17 protein-coding genes are annotated in these 17349 nt (G+C 72.2%); 7 read left to right on the top strand and 10 right to left on the bottom strand.

The genetic code is table 11. The annotated features are described in order from the left end of the window. Positions 1–20 precede the first annotated feature (20 nt). Positions 21–1148 (bottom strand): sterol desaturase family protein, encoded by a 1128-nt coding sequence (locus EXW95_RS13975; RefSeq protein WP_174367959.1) that lies wholly within the window; start codon positions 1146–1148, stop codon positions 21–23. 341 nt (positions 1149–1489) lie between these two features. Here EXW95_RS13975 and EXW95_RS13970 point away from each other — a divergent pair, with 341 nt between their 5' ends. The 4 genes from EXW95_RS13970 to EXW95_RS13955 are packed head-to-tail and all read left to right on the top strand — an operon-like array spanning position 1490 to position 4544. Continuing rightward, complete coding sequence (locus EXW95_RS13970) at positions 1490–2359, top strand: ABC transporter substrate-binding protein (protein WP_174367958.1); 870 nt, start codon at positions 1490–1492, stop codon at positions 2357–2359. Continuing rightward, entirely contained in the window at positions 2360–3364 is a 1005-nt protein-coding gene (locus EXW95_RS13965) for an iron ABC transporter permease (protein ID WP_174367957.1), read from the top strand. It abuts the gene before it with no gap. Then, a complete protein-coding gene (locus EXW95_RS13960; protein WP_174367956.1) occupies positions 3357–4157 on the top strand; it encodes an ABC transporter ATP-binding protein in 801 nt (266 codons plus the stop codon). Before EXW95_RS13965 ends, EXW95_RS13960 begins: the two co-directional genes overlap by 8 nt. A gap of 33 nt (positions 4158–4190) precedes the next feature. Further along, on the top strand, positions 4191–4544 hold the full coding sequence (locus EXW95_RS13955; protein WP_174367955.1) for a ferredoxin: 354 nt from the start codon (positions 4191–4193) through the stop codon (positions 4542–4544). A 22-nt stretch (positions 4545–4566) separates the two neighbouring features. On the opposite strand, the gene EXW95_RS13950 is transcribed toward EXW95_RS13955, so the two are convergent. After that, on the bottom strand, positions 4567–5667 hold the full coding sequence (locus EXW95_RS13950; RefSeq protein ID WP_174367954.1) for a catalase family protein: 1101 nt from the start codon (positions 5665–5667) through the stop codon (positions 4567–4569). Positions 5668–5915: 248 nt separating this feature from the next. Next, entirely contained in the window at positions 5916–7589 is a 1674-nt protein-coding gene (locus EXW95_RS13945; protein WP_174367953.1) for an HRDC domain-containing protein, read from the bottom strand. 127 nt (positions 7590–7716) lie between these two features. On the opposite strand from EXW95_RS13945, the gene EXW95_RS13940 reads away from it, so the two are divergent. The 3 genes from EXW95_RS13940 (at position 7717) to EXW95_RS13930 (ending at position 10759) form a co-directional block, all read left to right on the top strand. Beyond that, positions 7717–8676, top strand: coding sequence for a hypothetical protein (locus EXW95_RS13940; RefSeq protein ID WP_174367952.1), 960 nt, complete (start codon positions 7717–7719; stop codon positions 8674–8676). A 126-nt stretch (positions 8677–8802) separates the two neighbouring features. After that, positions 8803–10008 (top strand): VWA domain-containing protein, encoded by a 1206-nt coding sequence (locus EXW95_RS13935; protein ID WP_174367951.1) that lies wholly within the window; start codon positions 8803–8805, stop codon positions 10006–10008. 223 nt (positions 10009–10231) lie between these two features. Next, complete coding sequence (locus EXW95_RS13930; RefSeq protein WP_174367950.1) at positions 10232–10759, top strand: DinB family protein; 528 nt, start codon at positions 10232–10234, stop codon at positions 10757–10759. Positions 10760–10780: 21 nt separating this feature from the next. Here the strand turns inward: EXW95_RS13930 and EXW95_RS13925 are convergent, their stop codons facing one another. From EXW95_RS13925 to EXW95_RS13895, 7 genes are all read right to left on the bottom strand, one after another. Further along, a complete protein-coding gene (locus tag EXW95_RS13925) occupies positions 10781–11668 on the bottom strand; it encodes a cobalamin-binding protein (RefSeq protein WP_174367949.1) in 888 nt (295 codons plus the stop codon). Positions 11669–11892: 224 nt separating this feature from the next. After that, the gene (locus EXW95_RS13920) at positions 11893–12291 is read right to left on the bottom strand and encodes a hypothetical protein (RefSeq protein WP_174367948.1); all 399 of its coding nucleotides are present in this window, start codon (positions 12289–12291) and stop codon (positions 11893–11895) included. Positions 12292–12594: 303 nt separating this feature from the next. Beyond that, positions 12595–13371, bottom strand: a complete 777-nt coding sequence (locus EXW95_RS13915) for a type III pantothenate kinase (RefSeq protein WP_174367947.1) — start codon at positions 13369–13371, stop codon at positions 12595–12597. 262 nt (positions 13372–13633) lie between these two features. Beyond that, the gene (locus EXW95_RS13910; protein ID WP_174367946.1) at positions 13634–14329 is read right to left on the bottom strand and encodes a hypothetical protein; all 696 of its coding nucleotides are present in this window, start codon (positions 14327–14329) and stop codon (positions 13634–13636) included. Positions 14330–14345: 16 nt separating this feature from the next. After that, on the bottom strand, positions 14346–16139 hold the full coding sequence (locus tag EXW95_RS13905; RefSeq protein WP_174367945.1) for a hypothetical protein: 1794 nt from the start codon (positions 16137–16139) through the stop codon (positions 14346–14348). Further along, on the bottom strand, positions 16136–16570 hold the full coding sequence (locus tag EXW95_RS13900; RefSeq protein WP_371810073.1) for an ExbD/TolR family protein: 435 nt from the start codon (positions 16568–16570) through the stop codon (positions 16136–16138). Before EXW95_RS13900 ends, EXW95_RS13905 begins: the two co-directional genes overlap by 4 nt. Next, on the bottom strand, positions 16567–17253 hold the full coding sequence (locus tag EXW95_RS13895) for a MotA/TolQ/ExbB proton channel family protein (RefSeq protein ID WP_174367944.1): 687 nt from the start codon (positions 17251–17253) through the stop codon (positions 16567–16569). Before EXW95_RS13895 ends, EXW95_RS13900 begins: the two co-directional genes overlap by 4 nt. Positions 17254–17349 lie beyond the last annotated feature (96 nt).

Raw genomic sequence — 17349 nt, 5'->3', positions numbered from 1 at the left:
GACCACCCACTTCCCACTCCCTACACCCCACTCCCCACGACCTCTGCCTGCGGCCTGCGGGTCCAACAGGTGGTCAGCAGGGCGTGTGCCAGGAACGCGGCGGTCAGGGCGATCAGGGCGAGGTCGTCGCGGCCGGTCCAGGCGGTGAAGGCGGCCAGCGCGGCGGCCAGCAGCAGCCAGGAGCGGCTGCCCCAGCGGCGGCCCTCGAACAGGCCGGCGATGGCGACGGTGCCCAGCAGGAGGATGCCGAACAGCGTGAATTCCTCGGCGGCGGCGCGCGTGGATTGCGTGGCGATGTAGTCGATGAGCACGCCGAACAGTACGAAGCCGCCCAGCGCGACGAGCGGGTCCGGGAGGGGCGTGGGGTCGCGACGCGTCCAGGTGGGCAGGTGCGGGGCGGGGCGGCGCAGGACGTGCCGCAGGACCGGGAGGTTGTTCGCCCAGAAGGGGTTGTCGCTGGGCGTGCGGTGCGCGACGCCGTAGCGGATTTCGATGTCGCTCCGTTCCTCCTGGAAGGTGCCGAACCAGCGGTCCCACATGGCGAAGGTGCCGCCGCAGTTCCGGTCGCGGTACTCGGGGTTGCTGGCGTGGTGCACGCGGTGGTGCGACGGCGTGACGAGGACGTGTTCCAGCCACCCGCTCTTCTTCACGACGCGGTTGTGGTTGTAGAACTGCACGAAGTAGTGCAGCGCGCCGATCAGCACGAACTGCTCGGTGGGGACGCCCAGCACGGCCAGCGGCACGAAGAACGGCAGTGACGTCAGCGAGGAGTACCAGGAGTTGCGGATGCCCAGCGACAGGCTGAAGTGTTCGCCCTCGTGGTGGACGACGTGCACCGCCCACAGCAGCGGGTAACGGTGGTGCAGGCGGTGCATCCAGTAGAAACACAGGTCCCAGGCGAGCAGCGTGAAGATCCACTGCGCCGCGACCGGCCACTGCCCGACCCAGCCGAGACTGAGGTGCCGCAGGACGTAGTCGAAACCCGCGATTTCCAGGCCGCGGCACACCCAGGTCATGACGTGCCCGGAGTTCAGGTTGAACATCACCTCGCGCCAGGGAATGGGTTCCTTCTCCACGAAGTGGATGTACAGCAGTTCGGCGATCACGAGCACGAACAGCAGCAGGATGCCCAGGAACAGGTTGACCATACGGCGAGTGTAGGGACGTTCCGGGCCGCGCGGCGCCTCAGGTGAGCGGGGGCGGTGGGGGGAGTGGGGGGCGTGCGCTATGCTCTGCGGTGACGGCTGCGGGGGGAAGTCCGGTGAGAGTCCGGCCCTGTCGCGCAACGGTAACTTCAGCCCAGCTGGGGAAGGCCGAGCACCCCCGCCGTTCGCGCCGCCCGGAGTGGGCGGGCGTGGCTTGACCCCTCGCGGACTGGGGGCACGCCGTGAGCGCCCCCCACCGCGTGGGGCCTGCCACGGACACTGTGTTTCCCGCCGCCGCCCAGATACGGGCGGCGCGTTGCATTGCCGGAGGGAAGGAGTTTCGAATGAAGAGCATCCTGACCCTGATCACCCTGAGTGCCGCCCTGAGCGGCGCCGCGGGTGCCACCACCTACCCGCTGACGATCACCGACGACCTGGGCCGCAAGGTGACCCTGAAGGCCGAACCGAAGCGGATCGTCAGCGTGCTGCCCAGCACCACCGAGACGGTGTGCGCGCTGGGCCTGTGCGACCGCCTGGTCGGCGTGGACGACTACAGCGACTTCCCGCAGCAGGTGACGAAACTGCCGAAGGTGGGCGGCCTGTACAACCCGAACATCGAGGCGATGGTGGCGCTGAAACCCGACGTGGTGCTCGTCAGTCAGTACGGGAAGCTGGCCGAGCCGCTGACGCAGGCGGGCGTGACCGTGATCGCCGTGAACCCCGAGACGTACGACGAGGTGTTCACGAAGACGGCGCTGCTCGGGAAGATCCTGAACCGCGAGGCGCAGGCCCGGAACCTCGTGGCGAAGATCAAGGGCGACATCGCGCGCGTGGAGATCCTCACGAAGAACGCCGTGCGCAAACCCACCGCGTACTTCGAGATCGACCCCACCCCGTACTCGATCGGGCCGAACTCGTTCATGGGCGTGCTGCTGACCAAGGCGGGCGCGCGGAACATCATCCCGGCCAGCATGGGCGACTTCCCGAAGGTGGACCCCGAGTTCATCGTGAAGGCCAACCCGCAGCTGATCCTCGGCGTGGACGCCAAGACGGCGGGCGCGCGCCCCGGCTGGAGCGGCATCAGCGCCCTGAAAACCGGGAAGGTCAAGGACATCCCGGCCGAACTGAACACCATGCTGGGCCGTCCGGGGCCGCGCCTGGGGCAGGCGCTGATGGGCCTGGCGAAACTGATTCACCCGGAACTGTTCAGGTAAATGCAGGCCGCCGCGCCGCGCCGGGGGCTGGGGGTGGGCCTGGGCACGCTGCTGCTCGCAGCGCTGCTGCTGGCCGCCGTGGTCCTGGGCACCGGGCTGGGCAGCGTCACCATCCCGCCCGGCGAGGTGCTGGGCGCGCTGTGGCGCGGCGTGACCCGGCAGGCGCTGGAGGGGAACGACGTGATCGTGTGGCAGATCCGCCTGCCGCGCGTGGTGATGGGGGCGCTGGTGGGTGCGAGTCTCAGCGTGTGCGGGGGCGCCTTTCAGGGCGTGTTCCGTAACCCGCTGGCGGACCCGTACCTGCTGGGCGTCGCCAGCGGCAGCGCGCTGGGCGCCACGGTTGCCATCGTGGCCGGATGGCCCCGGGGGCTGATCCCGGTGTCGGCGCTGCTGACCGCGCTGGTCGCCGTGGCGTGCACCCTGTCCCTGGCGCGCGAGGGCCGACGCTTTCCGCCCACGCGGCTGATCCTGGCGGGCGTGGTGGTGGGCAGCGTCCTGAGTGCCGCGACGACCGCGCTGATCCTGCGTGGCGAGGACCGTGCGCGGCAGGTGCTGGCGTACACGCTGGGCGACCTGGGCTTCAGCGGCTGGCGGGACGTGCTGACCGTGCTGCCCTACGCGGGGCTGGGCTGTGGGGCGCTGCTGCTGCTGGCCCGCGCACTGGACACCCTGCAACTGGGCGAGTTGACCGCCCGCAGCCTGGGCGTCCCCGTCGAGCGGCTGCGGCTGATTGCAGTCATCGCCGCGAGCCTCGCCACGGCGGGCGCCGTCGCATACGTGGGCGTGATCGGCTTCGTGGGGTTGATCGTGCCGCACATGATCCGCCTCGCGTTCGGTCCCGGTCACCGCACGCTGCTGCCCCTGTCGGCGCTGCTGGGCGGGGCGCTGCTGGTCGGCGCGGACCTGCTGGCCCGCACCACGCCGCTGTCGCAGGTGGGCATCGTGACGACCCTGCTGGGCGGCCCGTTCTTCCTGTGGCTGCTGCGCAAGGAACGCCATGACTGACGGTATTCCTGACACTGACGCCCTGGTCGCGCGGGACGTCCACGTGCACGCCGGGTCGTTCCCGGCAGTGCGCGGCGTGAGTGCCACGTTCCGGCCCGGCGTGTTCAGCGCCGTGATCGGCCCGAACGGCGCGGGCAAGAGCACGCTGCTGCGCGCCCTGCTGGGCCTGAACCCGGTCACGCAGGGCGCGGTGACCCTGGCCGGGCGGCCGCTGGGCGACTGGAGCCGCGCGCAGCGGTCGCGGCAGCTGGCGTACCTCGCGCAGAGCGAGGGCCTGCCGGACGGCGCGCGCGTGCGGGACGTGGTGGCGCTGGGGCGCGGCGCGGGCGACTGGCGCTTCGGGCTGCTGCCCCGCACCCCCTGGACCGCGCAGGACGAGGCCGCCGTGGACGCCGCGCTGGACCGCACCGACACGCGCCGGTTCGAGGACCGCCGCGTGTCGGAACTCAGCGGCGGGGAGCGGCAGCGGGCGGCGCTGGCCCGCGCGCTGGCCGCCGAGCCGCGCTTCCTGCTGCTGGACGAACCCACGAACCACCTCGACCTCGCGTACGCGCTGGACGTCGTGCGGTACCTGCGCTGCGAGGTGGCGGGCGGCCTGGGCGTCGTGGCGGTGCTGCACGACCTGAACCTCGCCGCGCGGGCCGATCACCTCGTGCTGCTGCATGGCGGGCGGGTGCAGGCCAGCGGCACGCCGCGCGAGGTGCTGACGCCCGCGCACCTGCACGCCGCGTACGGGCTGCACGTCAACGTGGTGCAGCACGCAGACCGCCTGCTGGTCATCCCCCAGGATTGAGCGGCGCCCACACAGGGCCGCGCAAGGAGAGGCATGCCCCCGAAGTACTTTCCCACCCACGGCCACCTGCTCGTCTGCCAGGGCCCGAACTGTCAGGCGCGCGGCTCGGCGCTGCTGCACAAGGCACTCTGGAATCACCTGGAACGCCAGTCGCTGGCGTACTACAAACGCGGCGGCACGCTGCGCCTCACCGAGAGCGGCTGCCTGGGCGCATGCAGCTACGGCCCGGCGCTGTGCGTGTACCGCCCGGCCCCCGGCGGCGCGGGCCTGGAGGAAGCGTGGTACGCCGCCGTGGACTTCCCGCTGGCCGCGCGGGTGGCGCAGGCCACGCACGACCGCACGCCCCTGCCCGCCGAACACCGCTACGGGCCGGACGAACAGGCCTGACGAGCAGAGCTGACCGCACGGGTCAGGGGGTGGGCAGGTCGCCTGCGGTGCGGGGTTCGCGCAGAGGTTCGTCGTTGTGTTCGCGCCGGAAGGCCGTGGACTGTTCGTAGACGTGGCGGCGGGCGCGCATGGCGCTGCCGAGCGGGCGGTGCGCGGCGTGGGCGTGCCAGGGGCTGAAGCTCAGGCGGTCGTCGGCGAACACGAGTTTGTCGGGCCGCGCGGGGTCCTGCGGGGGGACGTGCAACCGCGCGACGGTCACGAAGGGGCTGAGGGTCTCGTCCCAGCGGACCGAGCCGTCCTCGATGGGCATGCGGGCCTCGTCGGTGCACAGCTGCGCGCGCAGGTCCCAGGTGCCGCCCGACGCGCGGATGACCTGGGCGACGGCGGCGCGCAGGGCGTCGGCGCGGCCCGGCCCCAGGACACGCACCGCCTGCCCGGTCAGGGCGCGCAGGTGCTCGGCGGTGGGCACCAGCGCCACCTTCGCCACGTACTCGCCCCAGCGGAGGGGCAGCTGCGAGTAGTACGTCTCGCCCAGCGGGTGGGTGGAGGGGTGCCCGCCGAGCTGTTTCAGGGCGCCGGCCAGGGGGCTGCCCTCGGGCGCCACGCGCGCCGCGACCTGCGCGCCCAGCGCGGCGGCGACCTTGAGTTCCTCCGGGGCGTTCAGGGTCAGGCGGATGGGCAGCTGGTTGTTCAGGAACCCGCCGGCGTCCTTCGCGGCGAAGACAGGCCCGTTGTTCAGCAGGAAGTCCTGCGTGACCTCGCCCGCGTGCCCGTCCACCATTGCGGCGGGCGGGCCGATCACCTTCAGGGCCAGCGCACGCGGCGTGGACACGCTGTCCGGCAGGATGTCGCCGGGCGGGGTGGACAGCCGCACGACCGCCGGGTAGCGTCCGGGCGCGGCGAACAGTCCCTGCGCGAGGTGAGGTGGCAGGTCCGGGACCTCCAGTTCCCCGATCAGCAGGCCGTGACCCTTGCTGTGCACGGGGCGCACCGCGTGGTGGTAGCGGGTGTGGAACGCCTCGCTGTAGCCCTGCATGACGCGGGCCAGCTGCGCGAAGGTGCGCGCCTCGTCGGGCTGCGGGCGTTCCAGGTCGTCGCGGTACCGCACGAAGTCGGGGCTCATAAGCACTCCGACTGAATGGTTTGCCAAAACCGTTCAGTTCGAGCGGATGCGAGTTGGAGCGGAACGGATTCCGGGCGTGGAGCGGGCAACCCGGTGTCCTTCCGGGTTGAGGGCGAAACAGACGGAATCCGTATCATGGGGCGAGCGTACCTGCCGGGGCTGCCCGGGCGCCTTGAGCCAACATGAAGAGGGGGGCTGACCCGGCGGCCAGCCCTCCCCCTCTCTGCGCGTGCTGCCTGCGTGTGCGGTCAGCCGCGCACGACGTCCAGGATCCGGTCGCCGTACTTGCCCAGACGGGCCTGCCCCATGCCCTTGACCTCGCGCAGGTCGTCCAGGGTGTACGGGACGCGCCGGGCGATCTCGGCCAGGGTGGCGTTGCTGGCGATGATGAAGCGGCTGATCTCCTGGCGTTTCGCCTCGGCGTTGCGCCACTCGCGCAGGCGGGCGTACACGGCCATCTGCTCGTCGGTGAGGTTCGCCGCCGGGTCCTCCTTCCCGCCGGGCAGGTCGGGCGGCAGGATGACCGGGGCGGGTTCGGGGGTGGGTTCCGGTTCGGGCTGGGCGTCGGGGAGTTCCTCGGCTGCCTGTTCCCCGGCGGGCTGTTCCTCGACCGCCTGATGGCGCACGTCCGGCACCTGCGGGAGGTTCGGGGCGTCGGGGCCGCTGCTGACCGGGGTGGGCAGCGGCGCGGCCGTCTGCGCGGGCGAGTCGCTGAACACGATCTCGGGCTCCCAGGTCTCCTCCGGCTCGGCCTGAGGCGCAGGGGCCGCGACCGGGGCGGGCGTGCTCACGGGAGCAGCCGCGGCAGGGGCTTCAAAAGTGAAGCGTTCGGGCGCGTCCGGTTGGGACGGCGTGCTGGGCGCGTCGGGCTGCTCGCCGCGCGCGGCGGTGACGGGCGGGCGGAAGTCGCGGCGCTCGAAACGGTCACGGCCGCCCCGCTCGCGGCCGTCCCGACGATCATCACGCCGATCATCCCGGCGGCCCCCGCGTTCGCGCCGCTCGAAGCGGTCGCGGCTCTCGCGGCGCTCCCGGAACTCGCCCCGCTGATCCACGCGGGGCTCGGGACGCTGCTCGCGGCGGTCCTCCTCCGGCGCGGCAGCTTCCGGGACCACCGGCGTGGCGGCCTCCTCTGCGGGGGTCTCGCCACGCAGCAGGGCCAGCGCGACGCGGGCGTCCTCCAGGCCCGGCGTGATCAGCACACCACCCGGGACGCTGCGCGCGGCGGCCAGCACGCCACCCAGCGGGGCCTCGCTGTCCGCCGCCTCGTCCGGCGCCAGGAGCAGCGCGGTCGGCCCGGCAGGCTGCGCCGCGCCGCCCAGCCGCTCGGCCAGCTGCGAGGTCGTGCGCGCCACGCGCGCCAGCCGCAGCGGCAGCGTCGCCACGTCCCGCAGCGCCAGCGCCACGCTCAGGTCGCTGGGCGCGGCCGCCACCGGGGCGGGCGCGGACCCAGCGCCGAACAGGGCGCTCAGGGGCGCGTCGCCGTGCCCGGTCAGGGTCACGCTGTCGCGGTACACGACCAGCCGCGCGCCCTGCGCCAGCCAGTTCCCGCCGGGCGCCAGCGTCGCGTCCACGATCACGGGTACCCCGGCACGCCGGGCACGGTCCAGCTCGGCGGGGGTGGGTTCCAGCAGCCACACGGCGCGCGCGCCGCGCCAGTCGGCGTCAGCGCTCGCGGCGGCCAGCCCGGCGGCGGCCAGCGCCTCGCGGCTGACGCGCACGCGGGCGTCCACCCGCAGCGTGCCCGCCCCCAATGAGTCGGCCAGCTGGCGGGCCAGGGCGGTCTCGTCGCGCAGCAGCAGGCCCCACGCGGCGCCCTCCAGGTCAGCGAGCGCCCCGGCGAGGCGGGCGTGCGGATCGCCCCGCCCGGCGTGCAGGCGCACGAGCCGGGCGTCAGGACGAACGGAAGTCACGGGATCAGTCATGCCCATCATTCTGACGCACCGCGCACGCCGCGCGCCGCCACACGTCCGGGGGACCTCCCTTCACGTTCGCTGCCCGCCCGGTCACCTTCGGCAACCCGGGCGGTGCGGAGCGCGTAGGGTGCTGACGATGCGTCCTTTCCTCCTGACCGGCCTGCTGCTCTCCTCTTCCCTGTCCGCCCCGGCCGCCGCGCAGTCGGCCCTGGCAGCGCCCACGCTGCGCCTCACTGCGCCCGTAGGCGCATCCGTCGAGCAGCGCATGACCATGACCAGCGTCATGAAGTTCACGGATGTCAAGGTCACCGCCCGTCCCGGGGCGAGCGTCCCGCAGAGGCAGCTCGACAGCCTGCGCAGCGCCTTCCAGGGCATGGGGGGGCAGACGACGACCATCACCGGCAAGAGCTTCACGCGGGTCGCTGCGCGCGACGCGCTGGGCGGCGTGACGATGCAGTTGACCCTGATCCAGACCATTCCGGGACTGCCGAAGGCCCTGACGACGAAGGTCACGCAGACGCTCGACGCGAACGGGACGCTGAAGGACCTGAAGCTCAGCAGCGACAACGCGGACGTGAACCGCCTGTACCAGCAGATGAACCTGAATGAACTGATCCGCGTGTCGAACAGCAGCGGCGCGGGACCTCAACTGATCGGCCTGCCCCTGACCCCCGGCCAGAGCCGCGAGACCCGGCAGGAGGTGTCCCTCGACAGCATGACGGGCGCGCTGCTGGGTCCTATCCTGCAGGACCCGGACGCCGACGTGGACCCCGCCACGCTGACCAGCACGCCTCTGTCCTTCACCAGCCGCGTGACCTTCGCGGGGCCGGACGCGGCCGGTCGGCTGCGGTTCACGCAGACTGGTGAGTTCGGCGCGTGGCAGACCAGCGTGAAAAACCGCGCCGGGCAGTCCGTGTTCCAGATGAGCGTCAGCGGCGGCGCGGTGAGCGGTGACCTGCTGGTGCGGCCCGACGGGCTGCCGTACAGCAGCAGCGTCCGCACGACCATGCAGATGCAGGTGCTCATGACGATGGACGACGTGCAGGTCAGCGCCACCCTTACGCAGGACCAGACGATCACGCTGCGTCAGCCCTGAGGCGAACTCCGGTTGAAGGGTGCGCCACAACCGGTCAACTGGAGTCTCGAGGAAGCGAGCAAACGCCCAGAGCCTTACAAACCCCGCGCGCCAAACGCGCCATGCTGGGCCGCAACGGAGGTTCACATGGCGCGTGTCACGCGGTACAGCAAGTTCGAGGGGGAACTCGATCAGCTCGAGAGCAGCGAGCTGATGCAGATGATTCAGGAGGCGCTGCTGGGCCAGGGCATGAACGACCCGTACGACCCGGACCCGGACGCGCGCCCCAGCATGGACGACCTGTTCGACGCGATCCTGCAGGCGCTCGCCGAGCGGAACATGATCCCGGAAGAGCAGCTGATGGAGGCCATGCAGGCCGACGACATCCGCGAGACCGGGCTGGGCCAGCAGATCCAGCGCCTGATGGACCGCCTTCAACAGGACGGCTTCATCCGCAAGGAGTTCGAGGACGGTGCAGGCGGCGCGGGCGACCCCGGCGACGCGAAGTTCCAGCTGACCGACAAGAGCATCGATTTCCTGGGGTACAAGAGCCTGCGGGACCTGATGGGCGGCCTGGGGCGCAGCAGCGCCGGGTCGCACGACACGCGCGAGTACGCGTCAGGCGTCGAGATGACCGGTGAACTCAAGGGCTACGAGTTCGGGGACACCATGAACCTCGACACGACCGCCACGCTGGGGAACGTGATCAGCAAGGGCTTCGACAACCTTGAGGAGTCGGATCTGGTGATCCGGCAGGCGGAGTACAACTCGTCGGCGGCGACGGTGGTGCTGCTGGACTGCTCGCACTCCATGATCCTGTACGGCGAGGACCGCTTCACGCCCGCCAAGCAGGTGGCGCTGGCCCTGGCGCACCTGATCCGCACGCAGTACCCGGGGGACACCGTGAAGTTCGTGCTGTTCCACGACAGCGCCGAGGAGGTCCCGGTCGGGAAGCTCGCGCAGGCGCAGATCGGGCCGTACCACACGAACACCGCGGGCGGCCTGCGGCTGGCGCAGCAGCTGCTGAAGCGGGAGAACAAGGACATGAAGCAGATCGTGATGATCACCGACGGGAAACCCTCGGCGCTGACGCTGCCGGACGGGCGCATCTACAAGAACGCGTACGGCCTGGACCCGTACGTGCTGGGCGCCACGCTGCGCGAGGTGGCGAACTGCCGCCGCAGCGGCATTCAGGTGAACACGTTCATGCTGGCCCGCGACCCGGATCTGGTGGGCTTCGTGCGCCGCGTCAGCGAGATGACGCGCGGCAAGGCGTACTTCACGACGCCGCACAACATCGGGCAGTACGTGCTGATGGACTTCATGACGAACAAGACGAAGATGATCAACTGATCCGGACTCCGGTTGAAAGGTGTGCAACATCTTTCAACCCGAGCGGATGCGACTCGTAGAGCTGCGCCGCAGAGGAGGAGAAAATCGGGTTCCGGGCGTGGAGTGGGCAACCCGGTGTTCTTCCGGGTTGTCTACGAAACAGACGGAATCCGTAGACGCGGTGCGGCGTTCAGGGGGGCGGGCGGCGTGAGGCGGCCTGCCTCTTCCCTTTTATGCTGCGGGTATGAACGTGGATCTGGGGACGGTGCGGGCGCAGCTGGCGCGGACGCCGGGCGTGCTGGACGCGCTGCTGCGCGGGTTGCCGGGGGCATGGGCGGGGCTGGACGAGGGGCCGGGGACGTGGTCGCCGCGTGGGGTGGTGGCGCACCTGTCGCACGCGGACCGCACGAACTGGTTGCCGCGGGCGCGGGTGCTGCTCGCGGCGGGCGAGGCGGAGGTGTTCCCGCCGTTCGACCGGGCCGGGCATCAGGCGGCGGAGGCGGCGCGGTCCCTGGATGAACTGCTGGACGACTTCGCGGCAGTGCGCGCGGAGAGCCTGCGGGCGCTGGACGCCCTGAACCTGGGCCCGACGGAACTGGCGCGGCGGGGCACGCACCCGGAGTTCGGGCCGGTGACACTGGGGCAATTGCTGGCGACCTGGGCGGCGCATGACCTGGATCATGTCCTTCAGATCACGCGCACGCTGGGCGGCGGGTACCGGGAGGCGGTGGGGCCGTGGCGGGCGTACCTGCGGATCATGCGGCCCGCATAGGCCACCTCACGCAGGCCAGCTTCAGCGGATGCGTTCGCTGAGGCCCGTGGTGGGATGGCCGCGCAGCAGGTCGGCGAGGACCTGCGCGCCGCGCACGACGCCCAGCGCGGGGCGACTGAACAGCGCGTTGGCGTCCACCGCCCACACCTCTCCCAGCGGGAGGTCCGGCAGGTCGCGGGCGAATGTGACGTTGTCGCGCAGACCGTACCCGCAGCACAGGACGACGCTCACGTCCGGGCGCAGAGGCGCGATCTGCTCCCAGGTGGCGCGGCCCGAGTCGGTGCCGGGGATGCCCAGGACGTTCACGCCGCCCGCCCGCTCCACCTGCTCTGGCACCCAGTGCCCGCCGTAGAAGGGTGGCTCGGTCCATTCCAGCGTCAGGACGCGCGGCGCGTGCGGGGCGGGCTGGATGGCGTCCCAGTCGGCCTGCGCCTGCCGGGCGAGGGCCTCACCGGTCTCGGGGACACCGGCGGCGGCAGCCAGGGCGCGCAGGTCGCCCAGGATGCCCTGCACGCTCTTGCCTTCCAGGCTCAGGACGTTCGCGGCGGGCAGGCAGCCGGGCAGGTACCGCACGGCGTCCTGCAGCGTGCCGGGCGTGACGGCGCACACCTCGCAGACCCCCTGCGTGACGACCAGATCGGGGCTGAGCCGGTCGAGCAGCGGGCCGTCCACCTGGTACAGGGCGCGGCCCTCCCGCACGGCGGCGCTGACGGCCCGGTCGATCTCGGCCTGCGGGGCGCCGCTGTCCACGATGGAACGGGTCAGGACCGGCAGGTGCCGGGCACGCGGGTGATCGCAGGAGTGACTGACGCCCACCACGCGCTCCGCCAGGCCCAGGTCGGTCAGCAGGTCGAACAGCAGGTCAGTGGCGCTGGGCAGCAGGCTCACGATGCGCTGGGGGGCGGTCATACCGTCCAGCGTAGCCTGACAGCGGTTTCCAGTTCCGCTGACGGGCTAACAGCACGCCCGTCAACTCCACTTCCACCCGCTGGTGTTGACGGTTTCTCGCTCTGCTCGTTTCAGGCGTGGTGAGGTGTTCCCTCACCACACCTGAAAACCGCTATGAACGCACGCTGGACGCCCCCCGCCATCTGGCCGGGGGGCGCTGCTGTCCACGCTGCTGGGCGGTCAGGTCAGGGCTGGGCGGTCCCGCTGGCGGCGGCGTTCAGGTTCAGGGCGCCGCTCAGTCCGGTCAGGAGCGAGGCGCTGCCCTGGCCGTCCGTGCTGCTGGTGGTGGCGCCGAGCAGGGCGGCGAGGCCAGCGTCCGCGCCGAGGTTCAGGCTGCCGCTGGCGCTGCCCTCGTCGGTGGTCGTGGTGCCGCTGGCGGTCACGCCGGCGCTGAGGCTGCTGCTCACGGCGCCGAGCAGGCTGCCGCTGCTCTGGCTGTCACCGGTCTGGCTGGTGACGCCGAGGAGGGTGTTCACGCTGGCGCCGACGTTCACGCCGACGCTGCCGGTGCTGGTCGCGGCGGAGGCGACGCTGGCGCTGAGGGTGAGGGCGGTCAGGGCGGTCAGAATCTTGGTGTTGATCATGGTGGTTCCTCCTGCCGCTCATGCTGCGGGGTGCGTGTGGCACGACTCTGAGTGGTCGGGCGTTCACCTTGCGACTCCGGCATGAGGGCTCTCATGGGCGTCCGGGCGGGGTGCGGGGCGGTTTTCACGTCTGGCACGGGTTTCATGGAAGCTTCATGACGCGCCACCGCGTGAGAGGACGGTTGATTTCGTCCAGCACGGGAAAAACAGGTGATCCAACCGGGCGGAATCTGCATATGTGCGCGGGGAAAACAGAGGTGAGGGCCGCCGGACGTGATGCCCGGCGGCCCCCCTCTCGCAGCGTCAGCGGCTGGCCCAGAGTTCCACGAGGCCGCGCAGGGTCAGCGTCTCGTCGTAGTGGTCGATCTCGCGGCAGATGCCCTCAATGGTGCGCGAGAAACCCCCGGTGGCGATGGCCACAGCGGGGCCGGGCAGTTCGGCGCGGATGCGGCGCAGCAGGCCGTCCACCATCTCGGCATACCCGAACACCAGTCCGGACTGCAGGGCGTGCGTGGTGTTCTTCCCGATGGCGGTCGCGGGCGCCTGGAGCGTGATGCGCGGGAGTTTCGCGGCGCGGTTGAACAGCGCGTCCGCGCTGACCTGCGCGCCCGTGGCGAGCACGCCCCCCAGAAAGCGGCGCCCGCGGCCGATCACGTCGAAGTTCGTACTCGTCCCGAAATCCACCACGACGGCGTACTCGTGGTGCCCGAGGTACTTCTCCGCGCCGAACAGGTTGCACAGGCGGTCGGCGCCGACGGCGTCGGGTACGTCGAGTTCCACGCTGACGTCCGGGAGGTTCGTGGCACGCACCTCGAAGGCCTCCACGGCGAAGTGGCGGCGGAGCGCCAGCGCGTAGTTCTCCCCGAGGGGCGGCGCGACGCTGCTGAGGATCGCCGCGCGCGGCATGGGCGCCCCCGTCAGTTGCAGCAGCCCGTGCAGACGCATGGCGAGATCGTCCGGGAGGTGCTCCCGGTTCGTACGGATGCGCCAGGTGTTCGTGAGGTTCAGCTGCTCGTCGGCCAGGCCGATCACGGTGCTGGTGTTGCCGATGTCCACGGCCAGGAGGGGGAAAGCAGGCACGCCCCGCATTCTAGAGCAGGTCTCCGGATGCGGGTCCCGCGTGACGGTCCTCCTGACCCCCACATTCGACGTGCTGCTCGGCGAATCTCAGCTTCTCCGCCTGGGGTTGCTCCGGTCTGCCCGGTGGTCATACGGGTTCCGTTTGTTTCGTTAACAGATCGGAACACCACCGATCTGTCAACTCCACGTCCGGAACCCGTTTCTCTCCTACTCGCTCCGCTCGGGTTGAAAGATTTTGCAAACCTTTCAACCGGAGTCCGTATCAGTTGAACGCGGCGAGGTTCAGGGGAATCTGGTACGCGCAGTCGGTGTCCGCCTCGGTGCGCAGCAGCAGGGGCACGGTGTCGCTCGCGCCGATCCCAGCCTTGAGCGGCTCGAAGTAGTACACGAGCGTGCCGCTCCAGGTGCCGCCCGCCTGCTTGAAGTCGTTCACGTACGTGCTCCTGACGGGCGCGATCAGTTTCCCGTCCGGGCCCTTCAGGCGCACCAGGTACGCGCCGCGGGCCTTCTCACTGGGCAGGCCGCGCACGGCGATGTCCACCCGCAGCTGCCCGTCCGGCAGGCGGCGACTGGCGGACTCCTCGGCCAGCGCGGTTTTCACGCTGAGGTTCTGGAAGTTGTTGCGGGCGTCCTGCGCCTGGAAGTACAGCTGGTCCGCCTGTCCGCTCACGGTGAGCTGCGCGGGGCGGCTGCCCTTCGTGAAGTCGTCCGGGGCGGCCAGCCAGTCCGCGACGCAGGCGGCGCCGCCGTCGAAGGCGGTCACGGCGTCCTTCCCGGCCGCGAACGCGCCGCCCTTGACGGTCAGGTCCACGCTCAGGTAGGTGGGCACCGGGTCGCGGCGGCCGTACGCGCCGTCGATGACGTTCCTGGCGGTGGTGTCCTCCAGTTTCGGCACCCAGGCGTGCGCGGGCGCGGCGAGCAGCGTGCAGAGGGTCAGCAGGGTCAGGTGACGGTTCATGGGGCTCCTTTGAGGCTCAATCTTTGAGGTACACGACGCGGCACGCGCTGCCCGCCGAGCGGAACTGCGCGGCGGCGGCGTCCGAGAGGGTCACGTCGGTGTACACCCGCGAGTTCGGCGCGAAGCGGCTGGGCTGGATGCGCTCGGCCTTCACGCGGGTGACGTTCTGGAAGGCGGCCAGCTGCGATTCGGCGGTGACGTAGGTGTGGAGGTTTCCGGCCTGCACGAGTTCGCTGGACACGCCCCTGATCAGGGCGGCGTCGGGCCACAGCTGCTGCCCGCCGGCGTACACGATGCTGGTCATGTCCCGCTGGAACGCGCCCAGGCCGCGCACGTCGATCACGACCGTGCAGGCCAGTGGGCGCGTCTCGCTGCCTGCCCCGGTCGCCGCGCCGCCACCGCGCGCGACGGGCGCGGCGGGGGCACTCCCGGCCCCACTGCCTGCACCACCAGCGCCACCCCGGCCGGAGGCGGGCGCACCAGCGTCACCACCGGACCCGCTACCGGGCCGGGCCGAGGTGGGGGCCTCCGCGTCCCCGGCGGCGGGTGCCGTGCCCGTCCCGCGCGTGGGCGCCGCGCCGTCGGCGGGTGCGGGACTGCCCGCCGGGTCGCGGCTGGGCGTGCCGGACGCCGGGGCCGTTCCTGCGCCCGTGGTGGGTTCGGTGCGCGGGGTTGAGGGAGCGGTCGGCGTCCCCTCACTGGCCGGGGCCGGAGCGGTGCCGCGTGCCGCTGGCGCCGCCGCCGGGGCCGAGGGTGTCTCCCCTGTTGCCCCCGTGCCACCGGCCGGGCGCGCGGCGGGCGCGGGTGTCGCGGCCGGATCAGGCGTCCGGGCCGTCGCGGTGGCGGGCACCGCAGACGCAGGTTCGCCGGGGGCCGTGCGGCTGCCCGCCACCGCCGGACTGACCGGAGCGGTCGGGGCCGTCCGGTCGCGGGTGGTGGCAGTCACCGGACTGCTCTCAGCGGGCGTGTCGGCGCGGCTGGCGGGCCGGGCGGGAATGCCGCGCACGTCCACGGGGGACCCAGCCGGGCTGGCACTGCGGGCCGGGGTGGCCTGGGCGACCTCTCCAGTCGCATCTGGTCGCGTCAGGTCCTCGCGGCGTGGCAGGGCACTGATCGGCCCGGCGTCCGGCGCCGGGTCCGCCGCGGTCCGCGCCACCTCCGGGGCCGCCTGCTGGGGCTGCGCCGCGCGGGCAGGCGTCAGCTCGGGGGCGACCTCCACCTCACCGGTCGCGGCGGGTCGAGTCACGGCGTCCAGCGCGGGCAGTTCTGCCGGGGCTGGCGTGGCGGTCGCCTCGCGGGGCGCGGCTGGGGCCGCCTCAGCCGACGGCGACGCGACCTGCGGGGTCGATGGAGCGGGCGTTGCCTGGGCTGACGCAGCGCTGGTCGGGGCCTGTGGCGCGCGGGTCGGCGCGGCGGGTATCCGACCCGCAGAGGTCGGCGGCGTTGCCGGGGTGGTTGCCGGGGTGGTTGCCGGGGTGGTCGCCTGAGTGGTCGGCTGGGCTGCCGGGCGCGCCTCGGCGGACTGCCGCGCGGGCGGGGCGCGCGGCGGGGTGACAGGCGGAGTGATGGTCCGGGCGGGAGTCGCGGGGGTGGTCGCCGTCGCGGTGGGGGCGGGCGTCGCCGGGGCGAGCGTCACGACCTCCAGCGGCGCGCGGGACGGGTCCGGGGTGGCGGCTGGCGGCAGGGGCTGGGGGCGCAGCGCCAGCAGGCCCGCGAGCAGCGCCACGTGCACCGCGACGGTCGCGGCGATGGCGCGGCGGCCCTCGCGCGACTCGGGCCGGGGGGGTGCGGGGCGGGACAGGGTGGTCACGGCGCGGCCCCGCCGTCCTGAGCGGGCTGGGTGCCCAGGGCGAGGCGGGTGCCCCCGGCCTTCTTGATCTCGTCCATCACGCCGACGACGGTGCCGTAGCTGCCGCGCTCGTCGGCGCGCAGGCCCACCACGCCGCCCGACTGTTCCGCGAGGGGCCGCAGCTGCGCGCCCAGTGCACCCAGGGTGGTGGACTTGCCGTTCAGGAACACCTGCCCGGCGCGGTTCACGCTCACGACGGGCAGGTCCGGCGTTTCCTGCACGCTGCTGCTCGCGCGGGGCAGGTCCAGCGGCAGGGCGTTCTGCCGGGCGCCCAGCGTGCTGGTCAGGAAGAAGAAGATCAGCAGCAGCAGCACGATGTCCACCATCGGCGCGAAGTCGAACGTCACCGGGTCGTGATCCCCCCGGAAGCGGCGGCGCAGCGGGCGGGTCACTGCGCGCCGCCGAACGTCAGGGCGACCTCCGGGATGGGCGCGTCGGTGCGCATGGGAGCCGGGGCAGGCGCGGGGCGGGTCAGCCAGCCGGGCAGGTCCTCGCGCACCTGTTCGGCCTGCACCATGATCCGGTCGGCGCGGGCCCGCAGCGCGCCGCGCGCCACGTACGCGATCACGGCGACGATCAGACCGCCCGCCGTGTTGATCAGCGCCTCGCTGATCCCGGTCGCCAGTTGCGCGGGCGTGGGGGCCGTGGTCTGGCTGAACACCAGGAACGAGCGGACCATGCCGATCACGGTGCCCAGCAGGCCCAGCAGCGGCGCGACCTGCGCGGCGGTGCCCAGCGCGCCCAGTCCGGCGTACAGGCGGGCGTCCTCGTGCAGCAGCGCGGAGTGCATGGCGCTCTCGGCGGCGGGGACGCCCCGGTCGGCGCGGGCCAGTCCGGCGCGGAGGACCTGCGCGGCGGGGCTGGGGTGCGCGGCGCGGTCCACCTCGGCCAGCGCGGCGTGCGGGCCGCTCTCGGCGGTGACGGCGCGGGCGCGTTCCACCAGCGTGCGGGCGTCCGCGCCCAGCCGGGCCAGCGCCTGCGCGCGGGCGACGCTCAGGTAGACCACGTAGACCGACAGGGCCAGCAGCACCCACAACAGCGGGCCAGCCGCGCGAACCAGATCAAGGATGGTCATGACCTCCACGGGTAGCACGCGCGCACGTGGCAACCGTGAAAAAAGCGTGCAGGACACTCATGAGGATGGGCAGTGGGATGTGGGAAGTGGGGAGTG

This window comes from Deinococcus sp. JMULE3, from assembly GCF_013337115.1.
GTDB lineage: Bacteria > Deinococcota > Deinococci > Deinococcales > Deinococcaceae > Deinococcus.
This window is presented reverse-complemented; position numbering and strand designations above follow the sequence as displayed.